Raw genomic sequence first — 22,093 nt, 5'->3', positions numbered from 1 at the left:
GGCCCCTTTTGCCCGACCAATTACTTCCTGGCATGGATTTCCCGCCACCACCAGAATTGCTGCTTGCTCCGGTCCTGGGGTTCGGTTCCTACTTGAATACCTCGAGCAAAGAAAGTTCGGTTGTTTTTGAGCTTAGTAATGGTGTAGGTAAGTTGTGGATCTTCAAACACCCTTAACTCTACCACTTTTAATGGGCCATTTTTACTCCCTACCTCCATTCCAACGGTCAAAGAATCCACAGATTCTAAATCGTAGAGAAAACTTGTTTTAGCCGGAGCACAAGAAAGCCAACTGCCATCACTGGATTTAATGGGGTGATCTGGGGTACAGGTAAGGGTATCACCATTGTTGAAGATCAAGTCAACCATGTGCCGATGGCCACGGGTCATTGTATGAACCACCGTATCTATTTCAAGCTCCCCGGTGGAGTCGTTCATTGACCAAACCAAATCTCCAGCTTTGATCGTTTCAATAGGACGTTCACTTCCGTCCCCCATCCAAATAGGTGTGCCCGCTTTAAAACAATGCACATCTATCCCGTCAAAGTAGATTTCGGAAATGACAACATCTTCATACACCTCACCAGGGTATACCTCTACGATTTCAAATTTCAGGGTCCAATTCCTGCGATCAATTTTCTCGCCACCCGGTTCTTCACCAATCAAAGGCACTGTAAAATGTTGGGCAGACCTTGAGTCTTCCAAATGCAGAATGGCAAAGGGCTTGTCCTTTAGCCAAACCTTAAGCGTTTTAACCCGGCCATTTTGACGCCAGGTTTTATCTGATTTCACATAACCATTAACCACTGAGATTTGATTGATTCGGGGAGCCATGGCTTCAAATTCATACAGTAAGTATTCTCCGATTCCATTTCCAGGTACCCCTTCGACCCAAACGGTTTTGTAATCAAGATCATGAGCATTACCCGCCTGATAATTGATACTTCCCTGACTTTTCAATTCGGAAGAAGCTTTTACTTCTTTGGGACCACCGCCACAATACCAACTACAACCGCCTCCGATGATATCCCAATAGCTGGTCATGGTTTCATCTATTTCATTGAGCAGCTGACGATCTTCAGGAGCAAGGTCATCCATAGATTTCCCTTCGCCCAATTCCTTCCAAAGCTTCTCGGCCCTGGCAATTTTCTGTTCAAACTTTTGTGCATTTGCCTCGCTAAGTAATAATGGCTCAACTTCTGGATATAAATCAAGGACTTCCTGCGCTAAACCGAGACCAGGTACCAAACACCCTAAAAAAATCAGGGTACCTATCCAAAGTGCTTGCCTCCAATTCATGATTGAGTCTTTCTTTTTCTTCGATCCACCCAACGATATAGCATAAAAGAAATGAGTGCAGCCATGGTAAGGATGATAAACGCGGGAAGGGCAAAAAACAATCGATACATAGCAAACAGCATCCATGCAGCCGAAACAACGACCAGTACTAAACTCATCCCATTTTCCCACTTTAGGTAAAACCCTTTCCACAATCCGTATCCAAACAGAGCTCCTGTACCTGTGATCATCGTGAATGAAGAACCTGGATAATGTTGCAGTTTCATTATACCTCCCAAGGCAATCAATAAAACCCAAAAAATGATGGGCAGAACACTAATACTTCGATGTTCAGGCCTATCAAATAATTCGTCATCTATAGATTCCTTCATACTCATTGGTTGTTCACATAAACCGTTTCTCCTCCCAAAATAGTTTGTACTACCCGGGTTGAAAGAATATCGTCTTCTGGAATAGTCATGATATCCTGGTTCAGGATCACAAAATCGGCCAGCTTGCCCACTTCTATCGAACCTTTAATGGACTCCTCAAATGAGCCATAGGCTGCATCAAGGGTATAGGATCTTAAGGCTTCCTGACGACTCATTTTCTGGTCGGCTTCGTAGCCTCCTTCCGGCATGCCCTGCAAAGTTTTTCGTGTAACCGATGCGTAGAAGCAAGCTAAAGGGTTAATGGGTTCAACCGGCACATCGGTTCCATTAATCACCCGAGCTCCGGATTGCAACAATTTCTGCCAAACATAAGCCCCTTCCAAAATGCGTTCTTCCCCCAATCGGTCAATGGCCCAGGGGCGATCGGAAGACATGTGAATACCCTGCATGGAAGCGATAACCCCCAGTTCTGCAAATCGGGGAATATCTTCAGCAGTTAAGTGCTGAGCGTGTTCAATTCGAAACCGGGCTGCGGAGGCATCTCCATCATAGCCCTGAAAAGCGTTCTCATAACGATCAAGCACTTCCCGGTTGGCACGATCTCCAATGGCATGAACACATAATTGAAACCCATTTTCGAGAGCCTTTTTCGCTGTAGTTTCCACGTAATCCATAGACGTGGTTTCCAAACCAAAATGCCCCGGATGATCCGTATAGGATTCCAAGAGCCAGGCACCTCGGTTACCCAAAGCTCCATCGGCATGAAGTTTTATCGCTCTCACTGAAAACAGGTAGTTCGTTGTATCCACAATCGGTCCGCGTTGATACCAACTTTCGATAAATGCCGAATCCATGGCATAGAGCATAGCGTGCATTCTTAAGCCTAAATCTCCCTGATGCAACAAGTATTGATAGCCTTCATATTCGCGGGCCGTTATTCCGGCATCATGAAAACTGGTCACCCCAGCCGCCTGACTGGCCCGAATAGCTAATCGCATTACACCAGCTACTTCTGATGGCGAATCCACCTTTTCCATGTGCTGTTTCATCCATTCTTTGGCGTTATCATGAATGATTCCGGTAAACTGCCCATCTGGATAACGATCAATGTTCCCTCCTTCCATTTCAAGGAGCTTTTCCTCTATGTTTTGGGGAGTTAGTCCTGCTACTTCAAAGGCCCTCGCATTCATTAATCCAGCGTGACCACCCGCTCGGGTAAGCATTACCGGATGAAAGGGGGATACTTGCGACAATCGCTCATGGGTTGGAAATCCATTGTGTTGATCCGAAGGAAGGCTATCCCATTTACCTTCATGCCATCCTCTTCCTGTAATCCATTGGCCGGGCTCCATTTTTTCGGTGGCATTAGCTACCTTTTCCAAGACCTCTTCGTAAGATTTGCAAGGGCGTAGATCCAGCTGAACCATGCTGTAGCCAAAATTGTAAAGATGGCCATGCGATTCAATAAAACCGGGGAGTAATGTATTTCCATTTAAGTCCACTTGTTTGGTCTGTTCACCTTGAAAAGCCTGAGCCTCTTGCATGGACCCAACAAAAACTATTCGACCATCGGCTACAGCCACTGCCTCGGCGGTTGGAGTCAGCTCATTAGAGGTATAGATTGGCCCGCCCGAAATAATCATATCAGCCGGTTTTTGAGCTGGTTTATTTGGACTACAACTTTGAAGAAAAATCAGGGCCAATCCGAGGAATAGCCAGGAGTGTTTGAGGATTGAGTGAACCATAGAGCCAAGATAATCATTCGGCTCAGAAGAGATTAATTACTCACAGGTAGTTCAATCAGCAAAGGACAATCGAGAATGGCTTGCGGCGAGACCACCATTTCCTCGTAAGGAATTTCATTGCCGTAGAGTCTAAACAGGGTCTCCTGAACGACTTGAGTAGACATATCCAGCTCTTTTAATCGTTGAATTTCTCCGACCCGAATTCCCAATACTTCGTAGTATACTTTCCAAACCAATTCTGAACAATAGAGCGCATCGTTGCTCCACTCGAATCGGATGTCGTAGGGTTTTCCCAAATACTTTCGTCCCTCTTTAATGAGCTCATCTTGCTTTTCTGTTGTCCATCTTGAGTCGGCGTCTTTGAGCCTTTTGGCTACATAAAAGTTTCGATCGTTGCGTGCAATCCAGGAGTCCAATTCCGTCAACCTAACTGGACTTACAGCTTCAAGTACCCAGGTCTTATGGTCGATTACCAATACCACGCCTACATGGCTAAATTCAGAATGAGATATTTCTTTGATCGCTTCACTTAATCCAGAATCAAAGTCCTGAAAAAGGATATCTCCCGTTTGTAAGCCAAAATCTCCAATATGTTGCTGAGACCAGACCGAATTGGTCCATATCAACAATCCTATTATTACCCACCATCTCATAACTCACCTTTTGTATTTGAAATGCAAAAAGCAGACCGAACTAATCCAGTCCACGAATATTTTAAACTACCTCAAGTGAGATCGAAACGACTGAATGGACTGAACAAAAGGTAAATGCGGTTTACGCTCTCTTCGGGTCATGTGAGAAATCTCGTCCAGCATTTGATCTAATCTTTCACGTGCTTCGTCTCTTTTTCCACTGGCATCCAAAAACTTACAAAATTCCAAACGTGGACCATAATGGGAGAATCGAACATCCATGATCTCAAAAGCCTGGTACGCCTCTTCCTGGTCTCCTAAATGATGCAACGACCAAGCATAAGCTACCCTCGAGGAATCGTCTTCAAAGTCCTTATTGCCTTCCAAGGATTTTCCCAATTCTACAACAGGACGGTAGTTTTCCATTTGGAAGTGAGTGACCATCAGCTTCATGATCAAGCCTGGATCATCGTGGAGGTAACCCTCCCGGCAACTTTCGTAGAGCTCCACCGCTTCTTCAAATCGACCTACGCCACAGTAGGCATCCGCCAGGTTTATCCGATTACCCACGCTATCATTGAAGCGGTGCTGCTTCTCCATTTTATCCACATGGTAATTGGTGTTGATTACCTGTTTTACACCTTCTGATACGCGCTCCACATTTTGCCGGGAATAAAAATGCTTGTATAAGTAGATCAAGCATCCGACCAATGGAAACATGAGAATGAGGATATACCACCAACTCTCAGACTTGTTTTTATAAGCGTGGTAAAGGCAGAAAAACTGCAGAATTAGAATGGGTGTGTAAAATCGAAACATGGCTTTTCCCGAATCGCTGGTTGCTCAAAAATAGCCCATTCCGTTCATTTAGACCAGCATGTTGGCTTTGAGTACTTCGCGCAGCTCTTCTTCGGCTACCTGAATTTTCTTCTTGGGGATCACAATAGCCGAAACGGCAGAATCGTACAAAAAGAAGTACTCATCCGATTCTCCCACCCGCTTGATTCCACTCCATTTTAGCTTTCGCTCCACCTCTGGGGTTTTGTGGGTAATTCCTTCCTCTTCAAATTGAATGGAAGTGGAACCAAGAATAGCTGAATTGTCACCCGACTCAATAGTATTTCGCACTTGCTTCAATACACGTTTGTCGAATCGTTTGGGGTAAAGCCAAATCCATAGCCCCATCATTACCACCATAGCTCCAAAGGCAATTTCGCCTCCCTCCCGCTTACTCAGATTGGAAAGGAACACAAAGGCCATAATTACCGGTGGAATCAAAGTAATCATCCACTTGGTCCGTTTCATTCTTTTGGAATTGGCAATGAAGTGCTTTTGAAACTCCATCCAATCCTCCATATCAAAATCAAATTGAAGGGTCATCAAGTAAAAAAATATGCGATAAAAATAAGCTAAATGACTTCCGGGTGATTTACCTGTTCACATTTCCCACTACTTTTGCAACATGATTTTCATCACGGGAGGAACAGGTCTGGTGGGCTCTCACTTAGTCGCCGAACTATTGGAACGTGGAGAGCAATTACGCCTCCTTCGTAGAGAAACCTCGGACACCCGTGCCCTGGAGCGTCTTCTAAAACGTCGAAACCTCGAACACAAGCTTCAAGACATTGAATGGATTGAAGGTGAGCTCAACGACGTAGCTACCTTAACAGAGGCTATTCACGGCGTTGATTATGTATGTCATTGCGCAGCTTTGGTGTCATTCGATCCCGGGATAAAAGTGCCATGGAGCAGATTAACCTTCAAGGAACTGCAGCCGTAGTGAATGTGGCCCTGCAGGAAGGTGTCAAAAAGTTGATTTACGTAAGTTCTACCGCCGCTATTGGTAAGCAAAAACCAGGAATCACTATTGACGAATCTCACTTGTGGGAACCGGGAAATCAGAACTCCTTTTACAGCTATTCGAAACACGCCGCTGAACTGGAAGTATGGCGTGGTGCGGAAGAAGGACTTCAGGTGGCGATCGTCAACCCATCGGTTATCATCGGTCCGGGGAATGGGGAAAAAGTAGCACCAGTTTAATCGCAACCATTGCCAAGGGACTGAAGTTTTATACTTCCGGAGGAAATGCTTTTGTTGATGTAAGGGATGTAGCCAAGGCGATGACCAAATTGATCTTCAGCGACCTCAACAACGAACGGTATTTACTGGTATCTGAAAACCTGCAATTTAAAGAGCTTTTCGATCTGATTTGTCAGGAACTTTCGGTGCGCAAAGTACCCTATAAGGCTTCGGCCTGGATGAGTTCCATTGCCTGGCGGCTCAATTATATCTGGTCATTGATTAGTCGCTCCAGACCAGTCATTACCAAAGAAACAGCCCGGTCGGCCAATGAGGTGCAACATTATTCCAATGAAAAGGCCATCAATGAGTTGGGCATGAAATTTATTCCCATCTCCACTTCGGTAAAAGATACCTGTTCTATTTTTCTTCAGGAGCAGAACCGGTAGAAGCACTATTCGGTAGCCTCTACTTCCGACAGATGAGCGCTCAATTTTCCTAAAGCATCGTTATAGATTCCAGCCAATTCTTCAGGATCGTCTAAATAATGGTTGTAATTGGATAGAAATTGCTCTCGGGTTATCGACCGTTTTTCAAAGGTGTGGGTCATTCGCTCCAGCATATTCTTTTCTGCCAGAGTATCGTTGTGCATTCGACCGCGGTAAGCAGCTTCAATAAGGTTCATATCATAAATGATGCTCGCCATTTCATCCCGAGACAGGACCGGGTAGCCCTCTTCCGTTGTTTCCGATGTTCCACAGGAAAAAATAAGCAGAGCAACTCCTAAAATCGCTATGAAGCCACTTTTTTTCATCGAGGAGTAAAAGTTAATCGCTGTCCGTTTTGCCCTTCTCTGATCTCTCCTTGATCGTAGGCAAGATGACCGTTTACCCAAGTTTGAGCAACTTGAGATTTGAACGTATGTCCTTCAAACGGAGACCAACCACATTTGTACAAGATGTTTTCTTCTTGCACAGTCCATGATTTATCCAAATCAACAACCACTAAATCTGCTTGATAGCCTGGACGGATGTAGCCACGGTTTTGCACACCAAATAAATCGGCAGGAGCATGGCACATCTTGTGAACGATTTCCTCCAGACTAAAAGTTCCCTGGTGATAATGATCCAGCATGGCCACTAAAGCATGTTGCACCAAGGGGCCTCCGGAAGGAGCGCGCCAGTAGTCCAAGTCTTTTTCCTTCTTGGTATGAGGTGCGTGATCTGTGGCTATTACATCGATCGTGTTGTTTTTTACAGCGGCAATAATTGCCTGACGATCTTCTTCCGTTTTCACCGCCGGATTCCATTTGATTCGGGTTCCGTACTTATCGTAATCGCTGTCTGTAAACCACATGTGGTGAATACAAGCCTCAGCGGTAATGTTCTTTTCACTCAGTGGAATGTCGTTGTCAAACAATTCCATTTCCCGAGCCGTGCTCAAGTGTAAAATGTGCAGACGTGTTCCATATTCACGAGCCAGAGAAACGGCAAATGAAGAAGATAGGTAACAAGCTTCGGCACTGCGAATTTCCGGATGCATACGGATAGGAATATCCGCCCCGTATTTCTCCTTGTACTCGCTTGAGTTTCTTCGAATGGTTTGTTCATCCTCACAATGCGAAGCAATCAGCATCTTACACTTGGAGAACAAATTGCGCAAAGCCGTTTCATTGTCTACCAGCATATTTCCTGTGCTGGACCCCATAAACACCTTAACGCCACAAACCTGAGTAGGATCCGTTTTGAGAACCTCATCAAGATTGTCGTTGGACGCTCCCATGTAGAAAGAATAGTTGGCCAAAGAAACTTCTGAGGCACGAACGTATTTTTCTTCCAGTAATTCCTGGGTGAGGGTATTCGGCACGGTATTGGGCATTTCCATAAAAGAAGTAATCCCTCCGGCAACTGCGGCTCTCGATTCAGTTTGTAAATCCGCCTTATGGGTCAATCCCGGATCGCGAAAATGCACTTGATCGTCGATCACACCAGGTAGGATCAACTTACCCGTTAGGTCTATTTCCTGATCCGCCTCTGGAGCCGAATCCGGGGAATAGATTCCTTCAATTTTTTCACCATCGATCAATAGGGAGGCCTCAAGAATCTTTCCTTCGTTGACGATTCTTGCATTCTTTAAGAGAGTACGTGCCATGTTAGATTTTTTTGCCCTTCATGATTAGCACGCCAAACAAGGCCTCCTTAAAAATTCGGGAGGACATTTTGGACTCACCAATCACCCGGTCAATAAAGGTAATGGGAACTTCCTTGATGGAAAACCCGTGCAAGTGCACGGTATATTTCATTTCAATCTGAAAAGCGTATCCGATAAATCGAATAGCATGCAGATCGATTGTTTCTAAAACTTTTCTGCGGTAGCAGACAAACCCTGCGGTGGTGTCATGAATATTCAACCAAAGAATAAAGCGAACATAAACCGAGGCAAAGTAGGACATCAAAATACGACCGAGCGGCCAATTTTTAACCTTTCCTCCTTTGATGTAGCGAGAACCCACACTCATATCAGCACCATCGTTGGCACAAGCTTCATACAGTCGAATCAAATCGTTGGGATCGTGCGAAAAGTCGCAGTCCATTTCAAAAATGTACTCGTACTTATGATCGAGAGCAACTTTGAATCCATGGATATAGGCAGTACCTAATCCTTGCTTTCCTTCTCGCTCAGAAAGCAGAATTCTTCCCGGAAACTCTTGCTGAAGTGTTTTGACTATATCTGCCGTACCATCAGGAGATCCATCATCTACAATAAGAATATCGATTTCCTTGGGCAGGCCCATAACGGTGCGGATCATCTTTTCGACATTTCCGCTTTCGTTATACGTGGGTATGATTACTACGCTATCTGACAAAACATAAAAAAACGAGCACGAATATAAGGCTTGCTGCCAAACTGCGGAGATACTCCGAACCCAAAGATTTGTTAATAATCGTTTTTAGAGGATATTTAATAAAGCCTTAATTTTGAGCCCCTTTTGGCAAAGATGTATAGCAGTACTTTCGCGGTCCATTCTTGTCAGCAAAATGAAGCAGGCTCATATGAGGCGATTTTTTTTCTCTATTTGGTTGGTTTTCTGGCCTTTATTATCATTTAGCCAGACCACTATCGATCTTAGCGACACCCTAACAATTATGCATTATAACTTGTTGTACTACGGTGCTACAAGCAATCAATGCAACACTTCCAATAACAACATTAACACCAAAGACGGCCATCTGAAGAAAATCCTGGCCCATGTTAAGCCCGATATTTTCACCGTAAATGAAATGGGATGCAACACCGTTTATGGCCAACGCATCCTGGAGCGATGCCTAAATGTTGATGGCGAAACAAAGTACGCCAGAACCGAATTGCAGACAGGTGGAAGTCAGAACTTGTGCAACATGCTCTTCTACAACACCGAAAAAGTGGGCTGGTCGTGGGTAGATAAAATGACCCAGGATGGCGCTGGCAACCGTTATGTTCGATCCATTGATATGCACCAGCTTTATTTTAAAGGCGAATACCTGGATCACGGAGCCGATACCGTTCGGTTCAAATACATCGTATCTCATTTGAAAGCGGGCAATTCTTCCAATGACCGAAATGAACGCGCCTGGACTACCCAAGGCGTTATGGACTACCTGGCGAACACTTACCGAGATGGCAACATGATTTTTGCCGGTGATCTTAATGTTTACAACAGCACCGAAACGGGCTATCAAAACCTCACGAATTACGTCCAGCCTGATTACAGCTTTCAAGACCCCATTAACCGACCTGGGAAATGGAACAACAACAGCAGTTTTGCCGATATCCACACTCAGTCCACTCATTCTTCGAATAGCAATGCCTGTTTTTCCTCAGGCGGAATGGACGATCGGTTCGATCAAATTTTGCTAAGCAAATCCCTAATGCAGGGGCACGATCAGATGCAATATGTGGACAGTAGCTACGATGCCCTCGGTCAGGACGGCAAGAGATACAACCAAAGCATTAATTCTCCAGCCAATACTGTAGTTTCCACCCAAATTGCAGATGCCTTGTACGGCATGTCAGATCACCTGCCTGTTATTTTAAAGTTAAAAGCGAGTACAAGCATTCCTTCATCCGTGAATGATTTGGCCGGTAAAACGGGGCGTCAATTTTCCGTAAAACGCTGGAATGACAACCGATTAAGAATTTCTACGAATGGCCCTCAAGGAGAATCCTGGCAAATACAGATTTCTGACCTGACTGGCAGGTCTTTATATTCTTCCACTTTTAACATTTCAACCGAGGATATTGAATTACTTTTGCCCAGTTCTCTTGAGCAAGCTGGAATTTATCTGATTAGTATGTATTCAGGCCATCAATGGATCGGAACTCAAAAAGTGTTTTTACAGCCATGACAAGTCGATTGCTCTCCCTGATTTTCTTAATATCTGGCGTTAGCCTTAATGCTCAGGTTGAAGTATTTACCACAGCAAGTGATGTTGGCCTCACGATGAATAACGTCGGGGTAATCGGAAACTCCTTTAAAGGAAGTTTTCAATTGTCTGGTGCACCATCCTGCGAATACCCCAAAAATTCTGGAATTGAGCACCTTTTTGAAGGTGGAATTTGGGTAGGTGCCAACATTAAAGGAAGTTTTGCCGTGAGCACAGCTGCTTATGACAACTCCAAAGGATACTCCACGGGAGCAGGCGGCTATGAAATGACAGCTGAGCAAACAGCAGTAATTACCGAACGTTCGTCCCTATTCAACAGCAAAAAATACTCAGCAGAGGCCATCTCTCACCAGGATTTTCTGGCAGACTTTACCGATAAGAATGTGGTAGTTCCTGGGACTCAAATTAAGATTACGGATCACAATCAGCCGCTTGGCTTTGATGTACACCTGGAATCGTATAACTGGAACTACGCTTTCAGTAACTTTTTCGTGATCATGGATTACACCTTCACCAACAATGGTCAAGATGTATTGGACTCGGTTTACATTGGAATGTTTGCCAATGCCGTGATTAGAAATGTAAACGTTACTCCAGCAGGAAGTGGCGGTACGGCGTTCTACAACAAAGGCGGAAACGGCTACAACGATTCTCTTCATATCGGATACTGCTATGACGCAGCCGGTGATCCGGGATTTACTGAAAGCTACTTCGGCCACAAATTTTTGGGCGCTGAAGACAAGAATGGTTATCACCACCCAAGCGTAGACAGTGCCATTAAGGTTAACTACAACGCCTGGACCTGGAGCAACACGTCTGAGCCTCTACTTTTCTCACCTGCAACGGATGATCAGAAATACAAAAAGCTCACCCAAGGTTTGAATTGGAGAAACGACTGGAAAGAAGAGTACGACACAATTCCACCAAAGCACCAAGGCGTTTACCTGGCCGACAAAATCAATGACCCTGGAAACCGCTCGGATTTGGTATCTATTGGCCCATTCCGCGATGTTCAGCCCGGTGATCAGGTACGCATTTCTTTCGCTATTCTATGTGCTAAGAAAAATGAAGACGGTAAGCCCAATTCCGAAAACAATGCCTTTCAACAGCAGAAGTTGGTAAGCAACGCTATTTGGGCCCAAACGGCTTACTACGGAGAAGACAAAAACGGAAACGGAATTCTGGATCCGGGAGAAGACCTGAATGGTAACGGAAAACTGGATCGTTACATCCTTCCTGCTCCTCCAAATATTCCAGCTACTCGTTTTGTTCCTGGAGACAATCAAATGGAAATCTATTGGTCAGACAATGCTGAGTCATCGATTGACCCTATTTCTCGGGAAAAAGATTTTGCCGGATACCGTATTTACCTGTCCAAGTTGGGATTTGATGTAGAGAAAACCATCAACCCCATCGAATCGATGAAAGAGATTGCGGTTTACGATTTGATCGGAGACAAGCTATTTTATGAGACTGGTTTTGATGACATCAAATTGGCCGAGCCAAAAACATTTGAAGGAGACACCAATCAATATTTCTACAAATACACCATCACCGGTTTGCTCAACGGTTGGCAATACATCGCTTCCGTCTCTGCTTTTGACCGGGGAGATGAAGAAGCCAAATTGGAATCGTTGGAATCAAGCCCATTGGCCAATAGTAAGCGAGTATTCATGGGAACCCCTCCCAACAAAGACTTGGAAGAAAATGGTCCCTTCGTGTACCCGAACCCTTACTACCTGGAAGCAGGATGGGAAGGTTTTAGCCAAAGACAAACGACCAAGAAGCTCATGTTTGCCAATTTGCCTGAACGTTGTGTGATTCGCATCTTCAACATGGCAGGTGACTTGATTGACGAAATTGATCACGATCAGAATTACGACGGAAGTGATACGGAGTGGTTTACCCAGTTCTCCGATGTGGAAACCACCGAATTTTCGGGTGGAGAACACGGCTGGGATCTCATCTCCTCAGAAGGACAAAACATCGCTCGGGGTCTTTACCTGTTCTCGGTAAAGGATCTTGAAACCAATAAAGTTTACAAAGGAAAATTCACCATTATTAAATAAGTAAAATCAGTGTTATGAAAAATTGGCTACTAATTCTCTTTGTTTCTGGGTTCTGCCTGGCAGCAAATGCACAATATGACACACTCAGTATTGACTCCATTCAATTTAAAACTCAAGCCGAACTAGGAAACTGCGACGACGAATCAAGATACAGTGGCGACACGGTATACGTTCGAGGATTCTGTTTGGTTGACGGAATTGAATACGGGTCTTCAAGTCACAACATTCAAATCAGTCAATCCTTAAAGCCTTCTCCATTTGGAGGTTTGCGTTTTCGTCAAGGTGACCCAAACGCCGTTTACAATGTTAGCATTCGCTCTTTGAAAGAAGGAGATGAAATTATTGCTGTTGGTCACTTGAGCCAGTATCAAGGTGAGACTCAGTTTGAGCCGCTTTTGACCAACAGTGCGATCAAAATTTTGAGCCGTAACAACGTTGTTGAAGACACAACTCTTTCTGTTGGAACTTTCAACGACAATCAGCAAAACAACAACTTGACTACTGGTGAGCAGTGGGAAAGTTCTTTAGTTACCCTTACAGACCTTGAGGTTGTATCGGTAAACCCATTTAGCGGTAACCGTGTAAGCTTTGTAGTAAAAGACAAAAACGGCGACCTAATCAACGTAGGTGACCACTTCTTTGCTCAAAAGCTACCTACCTACACAAACCACCCTTCAGGAAACCCTGGAACGTTTGCCCCTCCATCAGTAGGTGACAAATTCAACTCCATTAGCGGTATCATCATCCACAGTAAGAACAACTGTCCTGGTGAAAACAACCGTGGATATGAGATTCACCCTTACAAGCAGTCTCACTACAACTACGGTCCTTCTGCACCACGTATTTCTAACATCAATCGTACTCCTGCTGTTCCTACCAGCTCTCAGGCTGTAGACATTACTGCTGACATCGTTGACTTGGATGGTAGCTTGGTTGAAACTGATCTATACTGGGCAACGGGTACAGATCCAATGAACATGAACTTTACCAAAGTAGCCATGACTCTTCAGTCAGGATTTACTTACAAAGGAACTATCCCAGCTCAAGCTGACGGAACTTTTATCCGCTACTACCTAAGAGCTAAAGATGATAGCTCTAACGTAACTCAATTGCCAGGTTCTGATCCTACTCAAGGAACTTACACCTACCGAGTAAGAGACAACGGATTGAGCATTTTTGATGTTCAGTTTACTCCATTCCCTGACGGAAACTCTCCTTACCTAAACCAAGAAGTAACCGTTACCGGTGTTGTTACTGCAACGGGTAAGGATGGTGACTTGGTAAAAATCCACATCCAGGACGAAAACGCACTTGGTGGATGGAGCGGTGTTGAAATCACCAATGCGGGTCAAACTTTTGAAAGAGGAGACAAAATCGAAGTTACTGGTAACGTGCAAGAAGCTTTCGGTTTGACTCAAATCTCCTTTACTACAGGTAGCAAACAAGGTACCGGAACAGTGAACCCACTTCCATTGGATCCAGATTCTTTGACCTCATACAACTTTGCACGCAACGAAAAGTATGAAGGTGTCTTGATCGCTTTGGTTAATGGAACAGGTGATAAGAAAGTACACGTTGTAGACACCAACGCTGATGCAGGCGGAGGAAACAACTTTGCAGAATACCGCGTAGGTACTGACGAATTGAATCCAGCATCTGGTGCCCGTATTTTGGCCGGACGTGAAGGCGTTAGCTCCATTTGGGTTTCTTATGTAAACGCAAGTACTCGTGTTAAAGATCCTTACCCAACTGACAAAGTATTGGTAAGCGACACTATGCACATGGACACCTTGATCGGTATTGCTTCTTACAGCTTTGGTAACATGAAGTTGCTTCCAAGAAACAATGATGATTTTGTGGGCATTAACCACTCTACAGATACGACTCAAGACACTACTAATTCAGTAGTTCAGCATATCTATGAGAACCCTAACTTCCAGATCTACCCTAACCCTGCTGGAAGCATGGTTAACATCAACAACTTGTCTTCTGAAGAAGTAATTCACATTTACATCCGCGACTTGAGCGGAAAAACGGTATTCGTTCGCTACACTGCATTGAACGAAAACCGCGTAAATCTTGACACATTTGATGCTGGTATCTACCAGATCACAATCACTACTCCACAAGGAGCTCTATTGGAAAATAGAAAATTGGTGGTTCAATAAACTCTTTTGAAATTATCCAGGTTCGACATCAAGTCGGGCCTGGATAATCTTTTTTACCCATGAAATTGACATCGTTTCTTTCCGGGCTGTTAATCCTCTTGTCTGCTGGATTGCTCATTACCTGTAAAAAGGGAGACAGACATGCCAATGAGGCACCTCAGACCGTAGTCACCCCCCATGTAATTAATCAGGTTGGAGAAAACCGGTTAAAGTCAACCGTTCGCCTCTCCTGGATGGGAACCGACTCCGATGGTTACATCGAAGGCTTTGAAATCTCACAAGATGGTCAAAACTGGTTCTACACCACTGAATTTGACAGCACCTTCGTATTTGACATTGAAGAAGGCTCAGACACCACCGATATCGATTTTTATGTTCGATCCATTGACAACGATGGCATCAAAGACCCCTCTCCTGCTTATGTGAGAGTACCTATTAAAAACAGCCCTCCCGAAGTAACTTTCAACCACAGTTTTTCCACTGCCGACACGGCCTACCTGATCGCAACCCTTTTCTGGGAAGCTTCTGATCCTGATGGATTCGAAAACCTCAAGCATGTTCGAATCCGGATCAATGAAGGCGATTGGTTTGAGGTGGACAAAAACATCGACAACCTAACCCTGGTTCCTGAAAATGTTTCTGGAACAGGCACCATGAATGCTACTGTATGGTTCACTTCCTCAGAAGCAGAGAGTACCCCAATGACCGGCCTAAAACTGAATGACACCAACAACATCTACATCCAAGCCATAGACATTGCCAATTCAGAAAGTAATACGGATACTATTTCCGGATTGTACTTCAAAAACAAAACTTCTGACTTGCTGGTGATCGGGGCAGACATTAGTGAGAACGCCTTTTACCGCCAACATATCGGAAATGTATACCCGACTTTCGACTACATTGACTACGCCATTGATAATGGAAAATGGCAACCTACTTTTTGGGATCCTACTTTCTCCCTATTGATCAAGCAGTATGAGAAGGTATGTATGTTCTCTGACCGGAAGCCTTACTTCAACGAAAACACCAAAAAAGAGAACTTGATCTTCGAATCTTCGGCTCGATCCATTCAGGACTACTACAACTCCGGCGGTAAGATCTTTACCATTGGGTATTTTCCTGCTGATTTGGATAGTAACTCGATTGTATTTGGCGTATTCCCCATGGATCGCTCTACCCGATTTAATGGATCCGTATTCCTAAAAGCCGGTGGCACTACCATTACCGGAACTCAGGGTTATCCTGATTTAGAGCCGACAAGTTTCTCCCCTGCTGTTTCGCCTTTTGTTCCTTCTTCGGATGCAGAAAGCATTATGACAGCAGATCTGGACGAACCACCAGGATGGAATGGCCCGGATCACATTGGAGCCCGACGTCAACTTTCCGGAAATACCTACCAGGTCCACATTGGACTTGGATTGTATGATGCCAATGGAATACCCGCAAATACGGATGCCCTTTTCGACAAAGTCTTAAACCAGGAATTTAAGTGATATGAAACAGTTAATGACCCTGGTACTGACCCTTCTTTTGGGTCAAACATTGCTGGCCCAAACCGGTACCCTGAAAGGAGTGATTAGGGATGCTGATAGTAAAGAAACCTTGATCGGCGCCACCGTTGTATTGGTAGGTACCTACAAAGGAGTAAGCTGCGACATCAACGGGAATTACGAGATCAAAGACATTAAACCGGGTGATTACTCCGTGAAAGTGTCCTTCATCGGTTATTCCGATAAGCAGTACAACGGAATCACCATTAAAGCTGGCGAAACAAAAACGCTCAACGTGGATCTCAACCTGAGAAGCACGGTAATGGATGAGGTTGTGATCGTTGGTGAAAAGAACATCATTAACCTGGAGGATGCTGCCTCTGAGGTGAAAATCACCGAAGAAGATATCCAGAATATGGCCGTTAGGGATGTAACGGATATTGTGACCATGCAAGCAGGGGTAAACAAGACTCCTGATGGAATTAACATTCGGGGTGGTCGAAATTACGAAACTCAGTATTTGGTTGACGGAATTAGTGCCCAGGACCCCCTTTCCGGAACGGGATTTGGAGTAAGCGTACAAAGTAGTTCAATTAGCGATGTATCGCTGATTACGGGTGGTGCCGGAGCCGAATACGGTAGTGGCGCTTCAGGAGTGGTTTCCACCCAGATCCGTGAAGGCGGCGAGCAATTTCAAATTGCTGGTAGCTGGCAACGTGACAATCTTGGGGATTGGTCGATGAGTGCCGGCGAAACTACCTTGCTACAAAGCCGAGTGAATGCCGGACCCAGTTGGAATACGGATATCATTGACCTCGCCATTGGAGGATCGATTCCCTGGACGAAAAAGAAACTTCGCTTTTTTGTGAGTGCCAATGCCTTTATGTCGGACGACTACTACCGCATTCAAGCGAATCAGTTGCATAGCTCACTCTTCCCAGACAATGACTCCGTTTGGGCACCAAGACAGAACAACAAGTTTGCGAATACGATAAAGCTTTCTTACGAGTTCAAACCAGGGACCAAACTTACTTTGACCAATCAGCACAGTATTGCGATTAATCAAAGTACCCGTTCCCTTCAAATTGTTGGATTTGACGCCGTGGTTCGTCCCGGTTTGCAATATGACTTTGCCTTGGATCCAGATGCAGGTAACACCTATACCCACCGTTCCAATTTGACCGTAATGAACTTCCAACATTACATCAACAATCATTGGAATATCAAGGTAGCCTTAGGCCGCTTATTCACCAACTTAAGGGCTGATGCCAATGGACGTCCATTCCGCTCTGCAACCGTAGATCAGATTTACGATCCGGAATCGATTGTGACCGATCCAATTGAATTGTACAACCCAGGTTCTGATCAGGTGTATGTATTGCCTGGCCCGGGATTGGTAAACAACGGTGGTATTGCCGAGCGCTGGCACGATCACTACGTTCAGGAATACACAGGAAAAATTAGAGCAAGTTACTTCCCCAACAACAAGAACCACGAGTTTATGTTTGGATGGGAACACAAGGAAAAAGAATACCAATGGGCTGATGTATTCCGTCCATGGGTAGGTGCTCCGATTCAGATTAACGATTCGCTTTCTACCCCTTCTATCAGTGTTGGATCGTCTTCCGAAATCTGGTTTGCCCGTCCTACCGAAGGTGGATTCTGGCTACAGGACAAAATCACCTACAAAGGGATTTCTGCCACCTTGGGTCTACGCTACAACTACTGGGCTTATGGTAAAGAACTGGACGCAGCTGTAGAAAACGATGAAGTATTGCTTCAGGATGAGTCCAGAACGACCTACCAGGACGAAACCTTTAAAATCTTTGGCAAACGCTGGCAGAATCGATTGTTACCTAAGTTGAATGTATCCTTCCCGGTTACTGAGAACAACGTTCTTTACTTCAACTACGGTCACTCGATGCAGATGCCTCACCCTCGTTTTATTTACGCTGGTCTTGATCCTGATTACCTCGATCGCTCTCCATTGGCAACCATTGGTAACCCCATTATCAAACCGGAGTCGACAGTGAGTTATGAGATTGGTATCAAATCCCAAATCACAAAAGACCTTGGGGTAACCGTTGCAGCCTACAACAACGACAAGTACGACTACATTGTATCAGGATACGCCATTCTGGAAGATCAAACCGGTAAACTCGTTAGTCGTAAAATTTACTACAACCAGGACTACGCCCGAATCGTAGGGGTGGAATTGGGAGTCACCCAAAGAATTGCCAAGTACTTCAAGTTGTTCTTTAACGGATCCTTCCAGTCGGCTCGTGGTAAATCAAACTCGGCTCGTGAAAGTGAATTGCAAATTCGCCAGCAGGGATTTGTGGACAACACCAAAGAGCAGCCTCTTACCTGGGACCGTCCATGGGATTTGAAATTGGGTGTAATTATGAACACAGACACCACCATGCGTCTATTTGGCTCTAAAGCCTTTGATCACATCCGAATTTACCTGGCCACTAACTATAAGTCAGGCTTCCGCTACACACCTGTGGAACTTGCAGGATACAACGATTTCGGCCGTCCTATCTACCAATACCAGAGTGATCGTCCAAACTCCGAAATCGCGAAGGCTTGGTTCTGGACCGATTTAAAAATCACCAAAGATTTTGTGCTTAAGAACACCAAGCGTCAGCAGGCATTGTCGCTGAGCTTTGAGGTTCGCAACCTGTTCAACAACAAGAACGCTTATATCGTGAATCCGGTAACCGGCGACGGATACCGGGAAGGTGATGACGTTCCTGAAGATTGGAGAGATCCTAAATATCCGGATCCGCAGGCCACCGGTCTACCACCTGACAACCCCGCTCGTTGGCAGGCACCTACTCAAATATTTTATGGTTTAGCTTTTAAATTCTGATACGTGAATACTTGGAAACATATCGCAGCGATCGGAATTCTATTCCTTACAGGTTTAGCAGCTCAGGCTCAGATTTTGCCTAACCTTGGTGGACAGCGTACCGGTTCTTCTGCATTAAGTTATTTGAAAAATGATGCCAGCCCAAGATCTCTGGGTATGGCTAGCTCGAACGTTACCTTAAGGGGTGATGGATTTACGTCTTTTACGAATCCAGCAGCCATTACTTCGGTGAGTTCAACTTCGATAGGCACGTCGAATCTTTTGATTGGAAATGGAATCAATCAGACCTTCTTGAGCGTGGTTCAACCTTGGGAGAAAAGAACCGCTGCCTTTGCCCTAACGGTAAACAACCTTTCTTCTGGTCGTCAAGAAGTGAGAACTGAATTTCAGCCTCACGGTACGGGAGAATATTTCTACGTGGTGAACACCGCCATTGGATTGGGCATCTCCAAGCAATTGAGTGATCAATTCTCCTTTGGATTAAAACTGAATTATATCCACGAGAGTATCGCACAATACCAGAACAACACCTTCACGGCTGATCTGGGATTTTTGTACCAAACTGATGTAAGAGACCTCAGCTTTGCCGTAGTGGTTTCAAACTTTGGTGGAAGTACTGCATTAAGTGGCGATTTTCAGGAATTGAAATTTAACCAGAACTCTACCCCAACTCCGGAAAGATACCCTGTGCCAACCGTATTTAAGTTGGGAATTTCCATGTACCCTATTCAAACGGATAAGCACGAATTATTGGCCGCTGTTCAGTTGAATCACCCGAATGATAACAGCGAAAACATTAGCATGGGATTGGAATACGGTTACCGCAAGTTGGTATTCGTTAGAGCGGGATATGTACTGGGACGTAAGTCTTACACCTACCCCACTTTTGGAGCTGGATTTAAAACCCGGATTGGTCACCACCCCTTGCATATTCAATATGCCTTTGTGCCTACTACCTTCTTTGGAGTACAACACCACATCGGCTTAAATCTAAGACTTTACAAACCTGAGGAACGCAAAGTAGAAAGCAATGGACAGAATTAAACTCATCTTAGGATCGATTCTTTTGCTCGCTGTGGTAGCCACAGGCTGTAAAGGAGTGTTCGGTGAAAAAACCGACCTGGAGTTCATCGACAAGCCAGTATATACTGGACGTGAAGTGGCCTACGTACCGATTCAACCGGTATTGGACAACTTTGCCCGACCTACTCAAGTATTGGCAGGGTTTGACCAATTGATGTACATTTTGGATGGTGGAAGTGAAGAGATCGTTTCCATGGACTTATCCGGAAGAGAATTGCACCGGGTTAAAATTCCAGGATTAAAAGCCATTGCCCAGGATCGTACATTGGATTTATTGGCCTCCGGAACTTATGACACACTTGTAACAGTGAATGGTCAGCCTCAAACATTGACCTTGGCCTGCATCTACCGCATCCACCAGAGCAGCGGTATTTCGCATGGATTACAGCACGCTCAAATTACCCCGGTCATTATTCATCCTTACTACAAAAACATTCCTACTGCCATCGTTGAAGATCAGGAGATCACTTTTGAAGGAATTGGAGTATTGGGGAATTCGAACTACTACATAACACGCAATGGCCCTAATCAAAACACAGGACAATTGGGCGGACCAGACGATGCCGTTCTATTGGTAGGCCCAGATCTTTTGACCGGTGAAAAAGACAAGTTTATTTCTCCTTTGATTGTACAAACCCCATCTGGATCCGTACTTGACTACTTTAGCCGTCCTGTGGGTATCAGCACCTTGGCTCAGCCGCCTCAGAATGCTGCCATTACCGATAGCCGTGATTTTCTTTTTACCTCAGTTGATCCAGACCTTTCTCTAAAGGTGCAATACATCAAGTATGAGGAAAGTGAAAATGGCGGTGTATACTTTCTGGATGAATTAGACTCCAAAGACACGAGCAAGGCCGACGGCTTCCTGTATGAGGCAAATAAGTTTTCAGCTCCTCGCGGGGTAACTTATGCTGGTGATGGAACCAATTACATTTTCGTAGTTGATTCTGAAAAGGATTCTTTGTATCAATTTACCAGTAAGGGATATGAAGGGGTAAATCCACCTCCATTCTCAGCTGAATCTAAGCAAATCCTGGCATCCTTTGGCGGAAGAGGACAAGACTTGAGACAGTTTAACAATCCTACGGGAGTAGCTTACCTCAACAAAATACTCTACGTTGCTGATGCCGGTAACGGACGGGTGTTGCGCTTCAAATTGACAACAGACTTCGACTAATCCCGAAGTAAGAATTCCGTAGTTTCTTGAATAAATTCCGCTTGTTTCTCGGCATGTAGCCAGTGTCCAGCGTCTTTAACCGTATTCAATTCTGCCTGCGGAAACGACAACTGAATATCCTTCCAATCTTCTTCGGATACGTATTTTGATTTTTCACCTCGGATGAAAAGGGTAGGTCCCTCATAGATACGGTCGAAGATTCCTTCTCCAATCAATTCGATATTCTCGGTAATCGCATCGAGGTTAAAGCGAAGGGCCAATTTGCCTTTTTCCTTCCAATACATGTTCTTGAGAAGAAACTGACGAACACCCAATTCTGGAACATAAGAGGCCAAGGCTTTTTCCGCCTCGCCACGGCTCTTAATCACCTCAAAATCCAAGGCATTCAATCCAGCTAAGATTTGTTGATGATGAACAGGATAAGCTCTCGGTGCAATGTCGGCCACAATGAGTTTGTCCACATAATCCGGATGATTTTGGGCAAATTTCATCACCGTTTTCCCACCCATGGAATGACCCATCAAATGGAAGTAATCCAAGTCATGTTCTTCCACAAAATTCAATAAATCATCGGCCATGAGTTCGTAAGTAAACTCCGGTGAATGGGGAGAGTGGCCATGGTTTCTGGCATCGATGATATATACCTGAAAGTGCTCAGCGTAGTACTTGGCAGGCCCTTGCCAGTTGTCTAACATCCCCATTAATCCATGCAGAATCAACAGGGGTTCCCCTCACCGAA

The 22,093-nt window shown here is 44.8% G+C and carries 20 protein-coding genes; 10 read left to right on the top strand and 10 right to left on the bottom strand.

The annotated features are described in order from the left end of the window. Nucleotides 1–20: 20 nt before the first annotated feature. The 6 genes from KFE98_09680 to KFE98_09655 form a co-directional block, all read right to left on the bottom strand. Nucleotides 21–1,298: a hypothetical protein gene (locus KFE98_09680; protein ID UTW64388.1), complete on the bottom strand. Its 1,278-nt coding sequence runs from the start codon at nucleotides 1,296–1,298 to the stop codon at nucleotides 21–23. Then, on the bottom strand, nucleotides 1,295–1,669 hold the full coding sequence (locus KFE98_09675) for a hypothetical protein (protein ID UTW64387.1): 375 nt from the start codon (nucleotides 1,667–1,669) through the stop codon (nucleotides 1,295–1,297). The genes KFE98_09680 and KFE98_09675 overlap by 4 nt, the downstream gene beginning before the upstream one ends. A gap of 2 nt (nucleotides 1,670–1,671) precedes the next feature. Beyond that, complete coding sequence (locus tag KFE98_09670; protein ID UTW64386.1) at nucleotides 1,672–3,312, bottom strand: amidohydrolase; 1,641 nt, start codon at nucleotides 3,310–3,312, stop codon at nucleotides 1,672–1,674. A gap of 134 nt (nucleotides 3,313–3,446) precedes the next feature. Further along, nucleotides 3,447–4,067 carry a YiiX family permuted papain-like enzyme gene (locus KFE98_09665; GenBank protein ID UTW64385.1) on the bottom strand — a complete coding sequence of 207 codons (621 nt, stop codon included), beginning with the start codon at nucleotides 4,065–4,067 and terminating at the stop codon, nucleotides 3,447–3,449. Between the two features lie 66 nt (nucleotides 4,068–4,133). After that, a complete protein-coding gene (locus KFE98_09660; GenBank protein UTW64384.1) occupies nucleotides 4,134–4,865 on the bottom strand; it encodes a tetratricopeptide repeat protein in 732 nt (243 codons plus the stop codon). A 48-nt stretch (nucleotides 4,866–4,913) separates the two neighbouring features. Next, nucleotides 4,914–5,426: a YcxB family protein gene (locus KFE98_09655; GenBank protein ID UTW64383.1), complete on the bottom strand. Its 513-nt coding sequence runs from the start codon at nucleotides 5,424–5,426 to the stop codon at nucleotides 4,914–4,916. A gap of 82 nt (nucleotides 5,427–5,508) precedes the next feature. On the opposite strand from KFE98_09655, the gene KFE98_09650 reads away from it, so the two are divergent. From KFE98_09650 to KFE98_09640, 3 genes are read left to right on the top strand one after another with little or no spacing between them, the layout of a single operon-like run. Beyond that, a complete protein-coding gene (locus tag KFE98_09650) occupies nucleotides 5,509–5,826 on the top strand; it encodes an NAD-dependent epimerase/dehydratase family protein (protein ID UTW64382.1) in 318 nt (105 codons plus the stop codon). Beyond that, nucleotides 5,790–6,086, top strand: a complete 297-nt coding sequence (locus KFE98_09645) for an NAD-dependent epimerase/dehydratase family protein (protein ID UTW64381.1) — start codon at nucleotides 5,790–5,792, stop codon at nucleotides 6,084–6,086. Before KFE98_09650 ends, KFE98_09645 begins: the two co-directional genes overlap by 37 nt. Further along, nucleotides 5,993–6,514, top strand: a complete 522-nt coding sequence (locus tag KFE98_09640; protein ID UTW64380.1) for a hypothetical protein — start codon at nucleotides 5,993–5,995, stop codon at nucleotides 6,512–6,514. The genes KFE98_09645 and KFE98_09640 overlap by 94 nt, the downstream gene beginning before the upstream one ends. A 5-nt stretch (nucleotides 6,515–6,519) precedes the next feature. Here KFE98_09640 and KFE98_09635 read toward each other — a convergent pair whose 3' ends face one another. The 3 genes from KFE98_09635 to KFE98_09625 are packed head-to-tail and all read right to left on the bottom strand — an operon-like array spanning nucleotide 6,520 to nucleotide 8,931. After that, the gene (locus tag KFE98_09635; protein UTW64379.1) at nucleotides 6,520–6,879 is read right to left on the bottom strand and encodes a DUF4296 domain-containing protein; all 360 of its coding nucleotides are present in this window, start codon (nucleotides 6,877–6,879) and stop codon (nucleotides 6,520–6,522) included. Next, the gene (locus tag KFE98_09630) at nucleotides 6,876–8,216 is read right to left on the bottom strand and encodes a dihydroorotase (protein UTW64378.1); all 1,341 of its coding nucleotides are present in this window, start codon (nucleotides 8,214–8,216) and stop codon (nucleotides 6,876–6,878) included. Before KFE98_09630 ends, KFE98_09635 begins: the two co-directional genes overlap by 4 nt. 1 nt (nucleotide 8,217) lies before the next feature. Continuing rightward, a complete protein-coding gene (locus KFE98_09625) occupies nucleotides 8,218–8,931 on the bottom strand; it encodes a polyprenol monophosphomannose synthase (protein UTW64377.1) in 714 nt (237 codons plus the stop codon). Nucleotides 8,932–9,211: 280 nt separating this feature from the next. On the opposite strand from KFE98_09625, the gene KFE98_09620 reads away from it, so the two are divergent. The 7 genes from KFE98_09620 to KFE98_09590 are packed head-to-tail and all read left to right on the top strand — an operon-like array spanning nucleotide 9,212 to nucleotide 21,354. Then, nucleotides 9,212–10,450 (top strand): hypothetical protein, encoded by a 1,239-nt coding sequence (locus KFE98_09620; protein UTW64376.1) that lies wholly within the window; start codon nucleotides 9,212–9,214, stop codon nucleotides 10,448–10,450. Next, nucleotides 10,447–12,558 (top strand): hypothetical protein, encoded by a 2,112-nt coding sequence (locus KFE98_09615; protein ID UTW64375.1) that lies wholly within the window; start codon nucleotides 10,447–10,449, stop codon nucleotides 12,556–12,558. Before KFE98_09620 ends, KFE98_09615 begins: the two co-directional genes overlap by 4 nt. A gap of 14 nt (nucleotides 12,559–12,572) precedes the next feature. Next, the gene (locus KFE98_09610; GenBank protein ID UTW64374.1) at nucleotides 12,573–14,726 is read left to right on the top strand and encodes a T9SS type A sorting domain-containing protein; all 2,154 of its coding nucleotides are present in this window, start codon (nucleotides 12,573–12,575) and stop codon (nucleotides 14,724–14,726) included. Nucleotides 14,727–14,785: 59 nt separating this feature from the next. Then, nucleotides 14,786–16,222 (top strand): hypothetical protein, encoded by a 1,437-nt coding sequence (locus tag KFE98_09605; protein ID UTW64373.1) that lies wholly within the window; start codon nucleotides 14,786–14,788, stop codon nucleotides 16,220–16,222. Between the two features lies 1 nt (nucleotide 16,223). Continuing rightward, nucleotides 16,224–19,094, top strand: coding sequence for a TonB-dependent receptor (locus tag KFE98_09600; protein UTW64372.1), 2,871 nt, complete (start codon nucleotides 16,224–16,226; stop codon nucleotides 19,092–19,094). Nucleotides 19,095–19,097: 3 nt separating this feature from the next. Continuing rightward, the gene (locus KFE98_09595; protein UTW64371.1) at nucleotides 19,098–20,138 is read left to right on the top strand and encodes a PorV/PorQ family protein; all 1,041 of its coding nucleotides are present in this window, start codon (nucleotides 19,098–19,100) and stop codon (nucleotides 20,136–20,138) included. Continuing rightward, entirely contained in the window at nucleotides 20,125–21,354 is a 1,230-nt protein-coding gene (locus tag KFE98_09590; protein ID UTW64370.1) for a hypothetical protein, read from the top strand. The genes KFE98_09595 and KFE98_09590 overlap by 14 nt, the downstream gene beginning before the upstream one ends. On the opposite strand, the gene KFE98_09585 is transcribed toward KFE98_09590, so the two are convergent. Further along, the gene (locus tag KFE98_09585; protein ID UTW64369.1) at nucleotides 21,351–22,055 is read right to left on the bottom strand and encodes an alpha/beta fold hydrolase; all 705 of its coding nucleotides are present in this window, start codon (nucleotides 22,053–22,055) and stop codon (nucleotides 21,351–21,353) included. The genes KFE98_09590 and KFE98_09585 overlap by 4 nt on opposite strands. Nucleotides 22,056–22,093 lie beyond the last annotated feature (38 nt).

This window comes from bacterium SCSIO 12741, from assembly GCA_024398055.1.
Classification (GTDB): domain Bacteria; phylum Bacteroidota; class Bacteroidia; order Flavobacteriales_G; family Salibacteraceae; genus SCSIO-12741.
This window is presented reverse-complemented; position numbering and strand designations above follow the sequence as displayed.

Bases quoted from the DNA above. Each gene is read 5' to 3' on its own strand.
- KFE98_09680 (UTW64388.1), bottom strand. From the start codon at position 1,298: ATGAATTGGAGGCAAGCACTTTGGATAGGTACCCTGATTTTTTTAGGG.
- KFE98_09675 (UTW64387.1), bottom strand. From the start codon at position 1,669: ATGAAGGAATCTATAGATGACGAATTATTTGATAGGCCTGAACATCGA.
- KFE98_09670 (UTW64386.1), bottom strand. From the start codon at position 3,312: ATGATTATTTCGGGCGGGCCAATCTATACCTCTAATGAGCTGACTCCA.
- KFE98_09665 (UTW64385.1), bottom strand. From the start codon at position 4,067: ATGAGATGGTGGGTAATAATAGGATTGTTGATATGGACCAATTCGGTC.
- KFE98_09660 (UTW64384.1), bottom strand. From the start codon at position 4,865: ATGTTTCGATTTTACACACCCATTCTAATTCTGCAGTTTTTCTGCCTT.
- KFE98_09655 (UTW64383.1), bottom strand. From the start codon at position 5,426: ATGACCCTTCAATTTGATTTTGATATGGAGGATTGGATGGAGTTTCAA.
- KFE98_09650 (UTW64382.1), top strand. From the start codon at position 5,509: ATGATTTTCATCACGGGAGGAACAGGTCTGGTGGGCTCTCACTTAGTC.
- KFE98_09645 (UTW64381.1), top strand. From the start codon at position 5,790: ATGGAGCAGATTAACCTTCAAGGAACTGCAGCCGTAGTGAATGTGGCC.
- KFE98_09640 (UTW64380.1), top strand. From the start codon at position 5,993: ATGGCGTGGTGCGGAAGAAGGACTTCAGGTGGCGATCGTCAACCCATC.
- KFE98_09635 (UTW64379.1), bottom strand. From the start codon at position 6,879: ATGAAAAAAAGTGGCTTCATAGCGATTTTAGGAGTTGCTCTGCTTATT.
- KFE98_09630 (UTW64378.1), bottom strand. From the start codon at position 8,216: ATGGCACGTACTCTCTTAAAGAATGCAAGAATCGTCAACGAAGGAAAG.
- KFE98_09620 (UTW64376.1), top strand. From the start codon at position 9,212: ATGCATTATAACTTGTTGTACTACGGTGCTACAAGCAATCAATGCAAC.
- KFE98_09615 (UTW64375.1), top strand. From the start codon at position 10,447: ATGACAAGTCGATTGCTCTCCCTGATTTTCTTAATATCTGGCGTTAGC.
- KFE98_09610 (UTW64374.1), top strand. From the start codon at position 12,573: ATGAAAAATTGGCTACTAATTCTCTTTGTTTCTGGGTTCTGCCTGGCA.
- KFE98_09605 (UTW64373.1), top strand. From the start codon at position 14,786: ATGAAATTGACATCGTTTCTTTCCGGGCTGTTAATCCTCTTGTCTGCT.
- KFE98_09600 (UTW64372.1), top strand. From the start codon at position 16,224: ATGAAACAGTTAATGACCCTGGTACTGACCCTTCTTTTGGGTCAAACA.
- KFE98_09590 (UTW64370.1), top strand. From the start codon at position 20,125: ATGGACAGAATTAAACTCATCTTAGGATCGATTCTTTTGCTCGCTGTG.
- KFE98_09585 (UTW64369.1), bottom strand. From the start codon at position 22,055: ATGGGGATGTTAGACAACTGGCAAGGGCCTGCCAAGTACTACGCTGAG.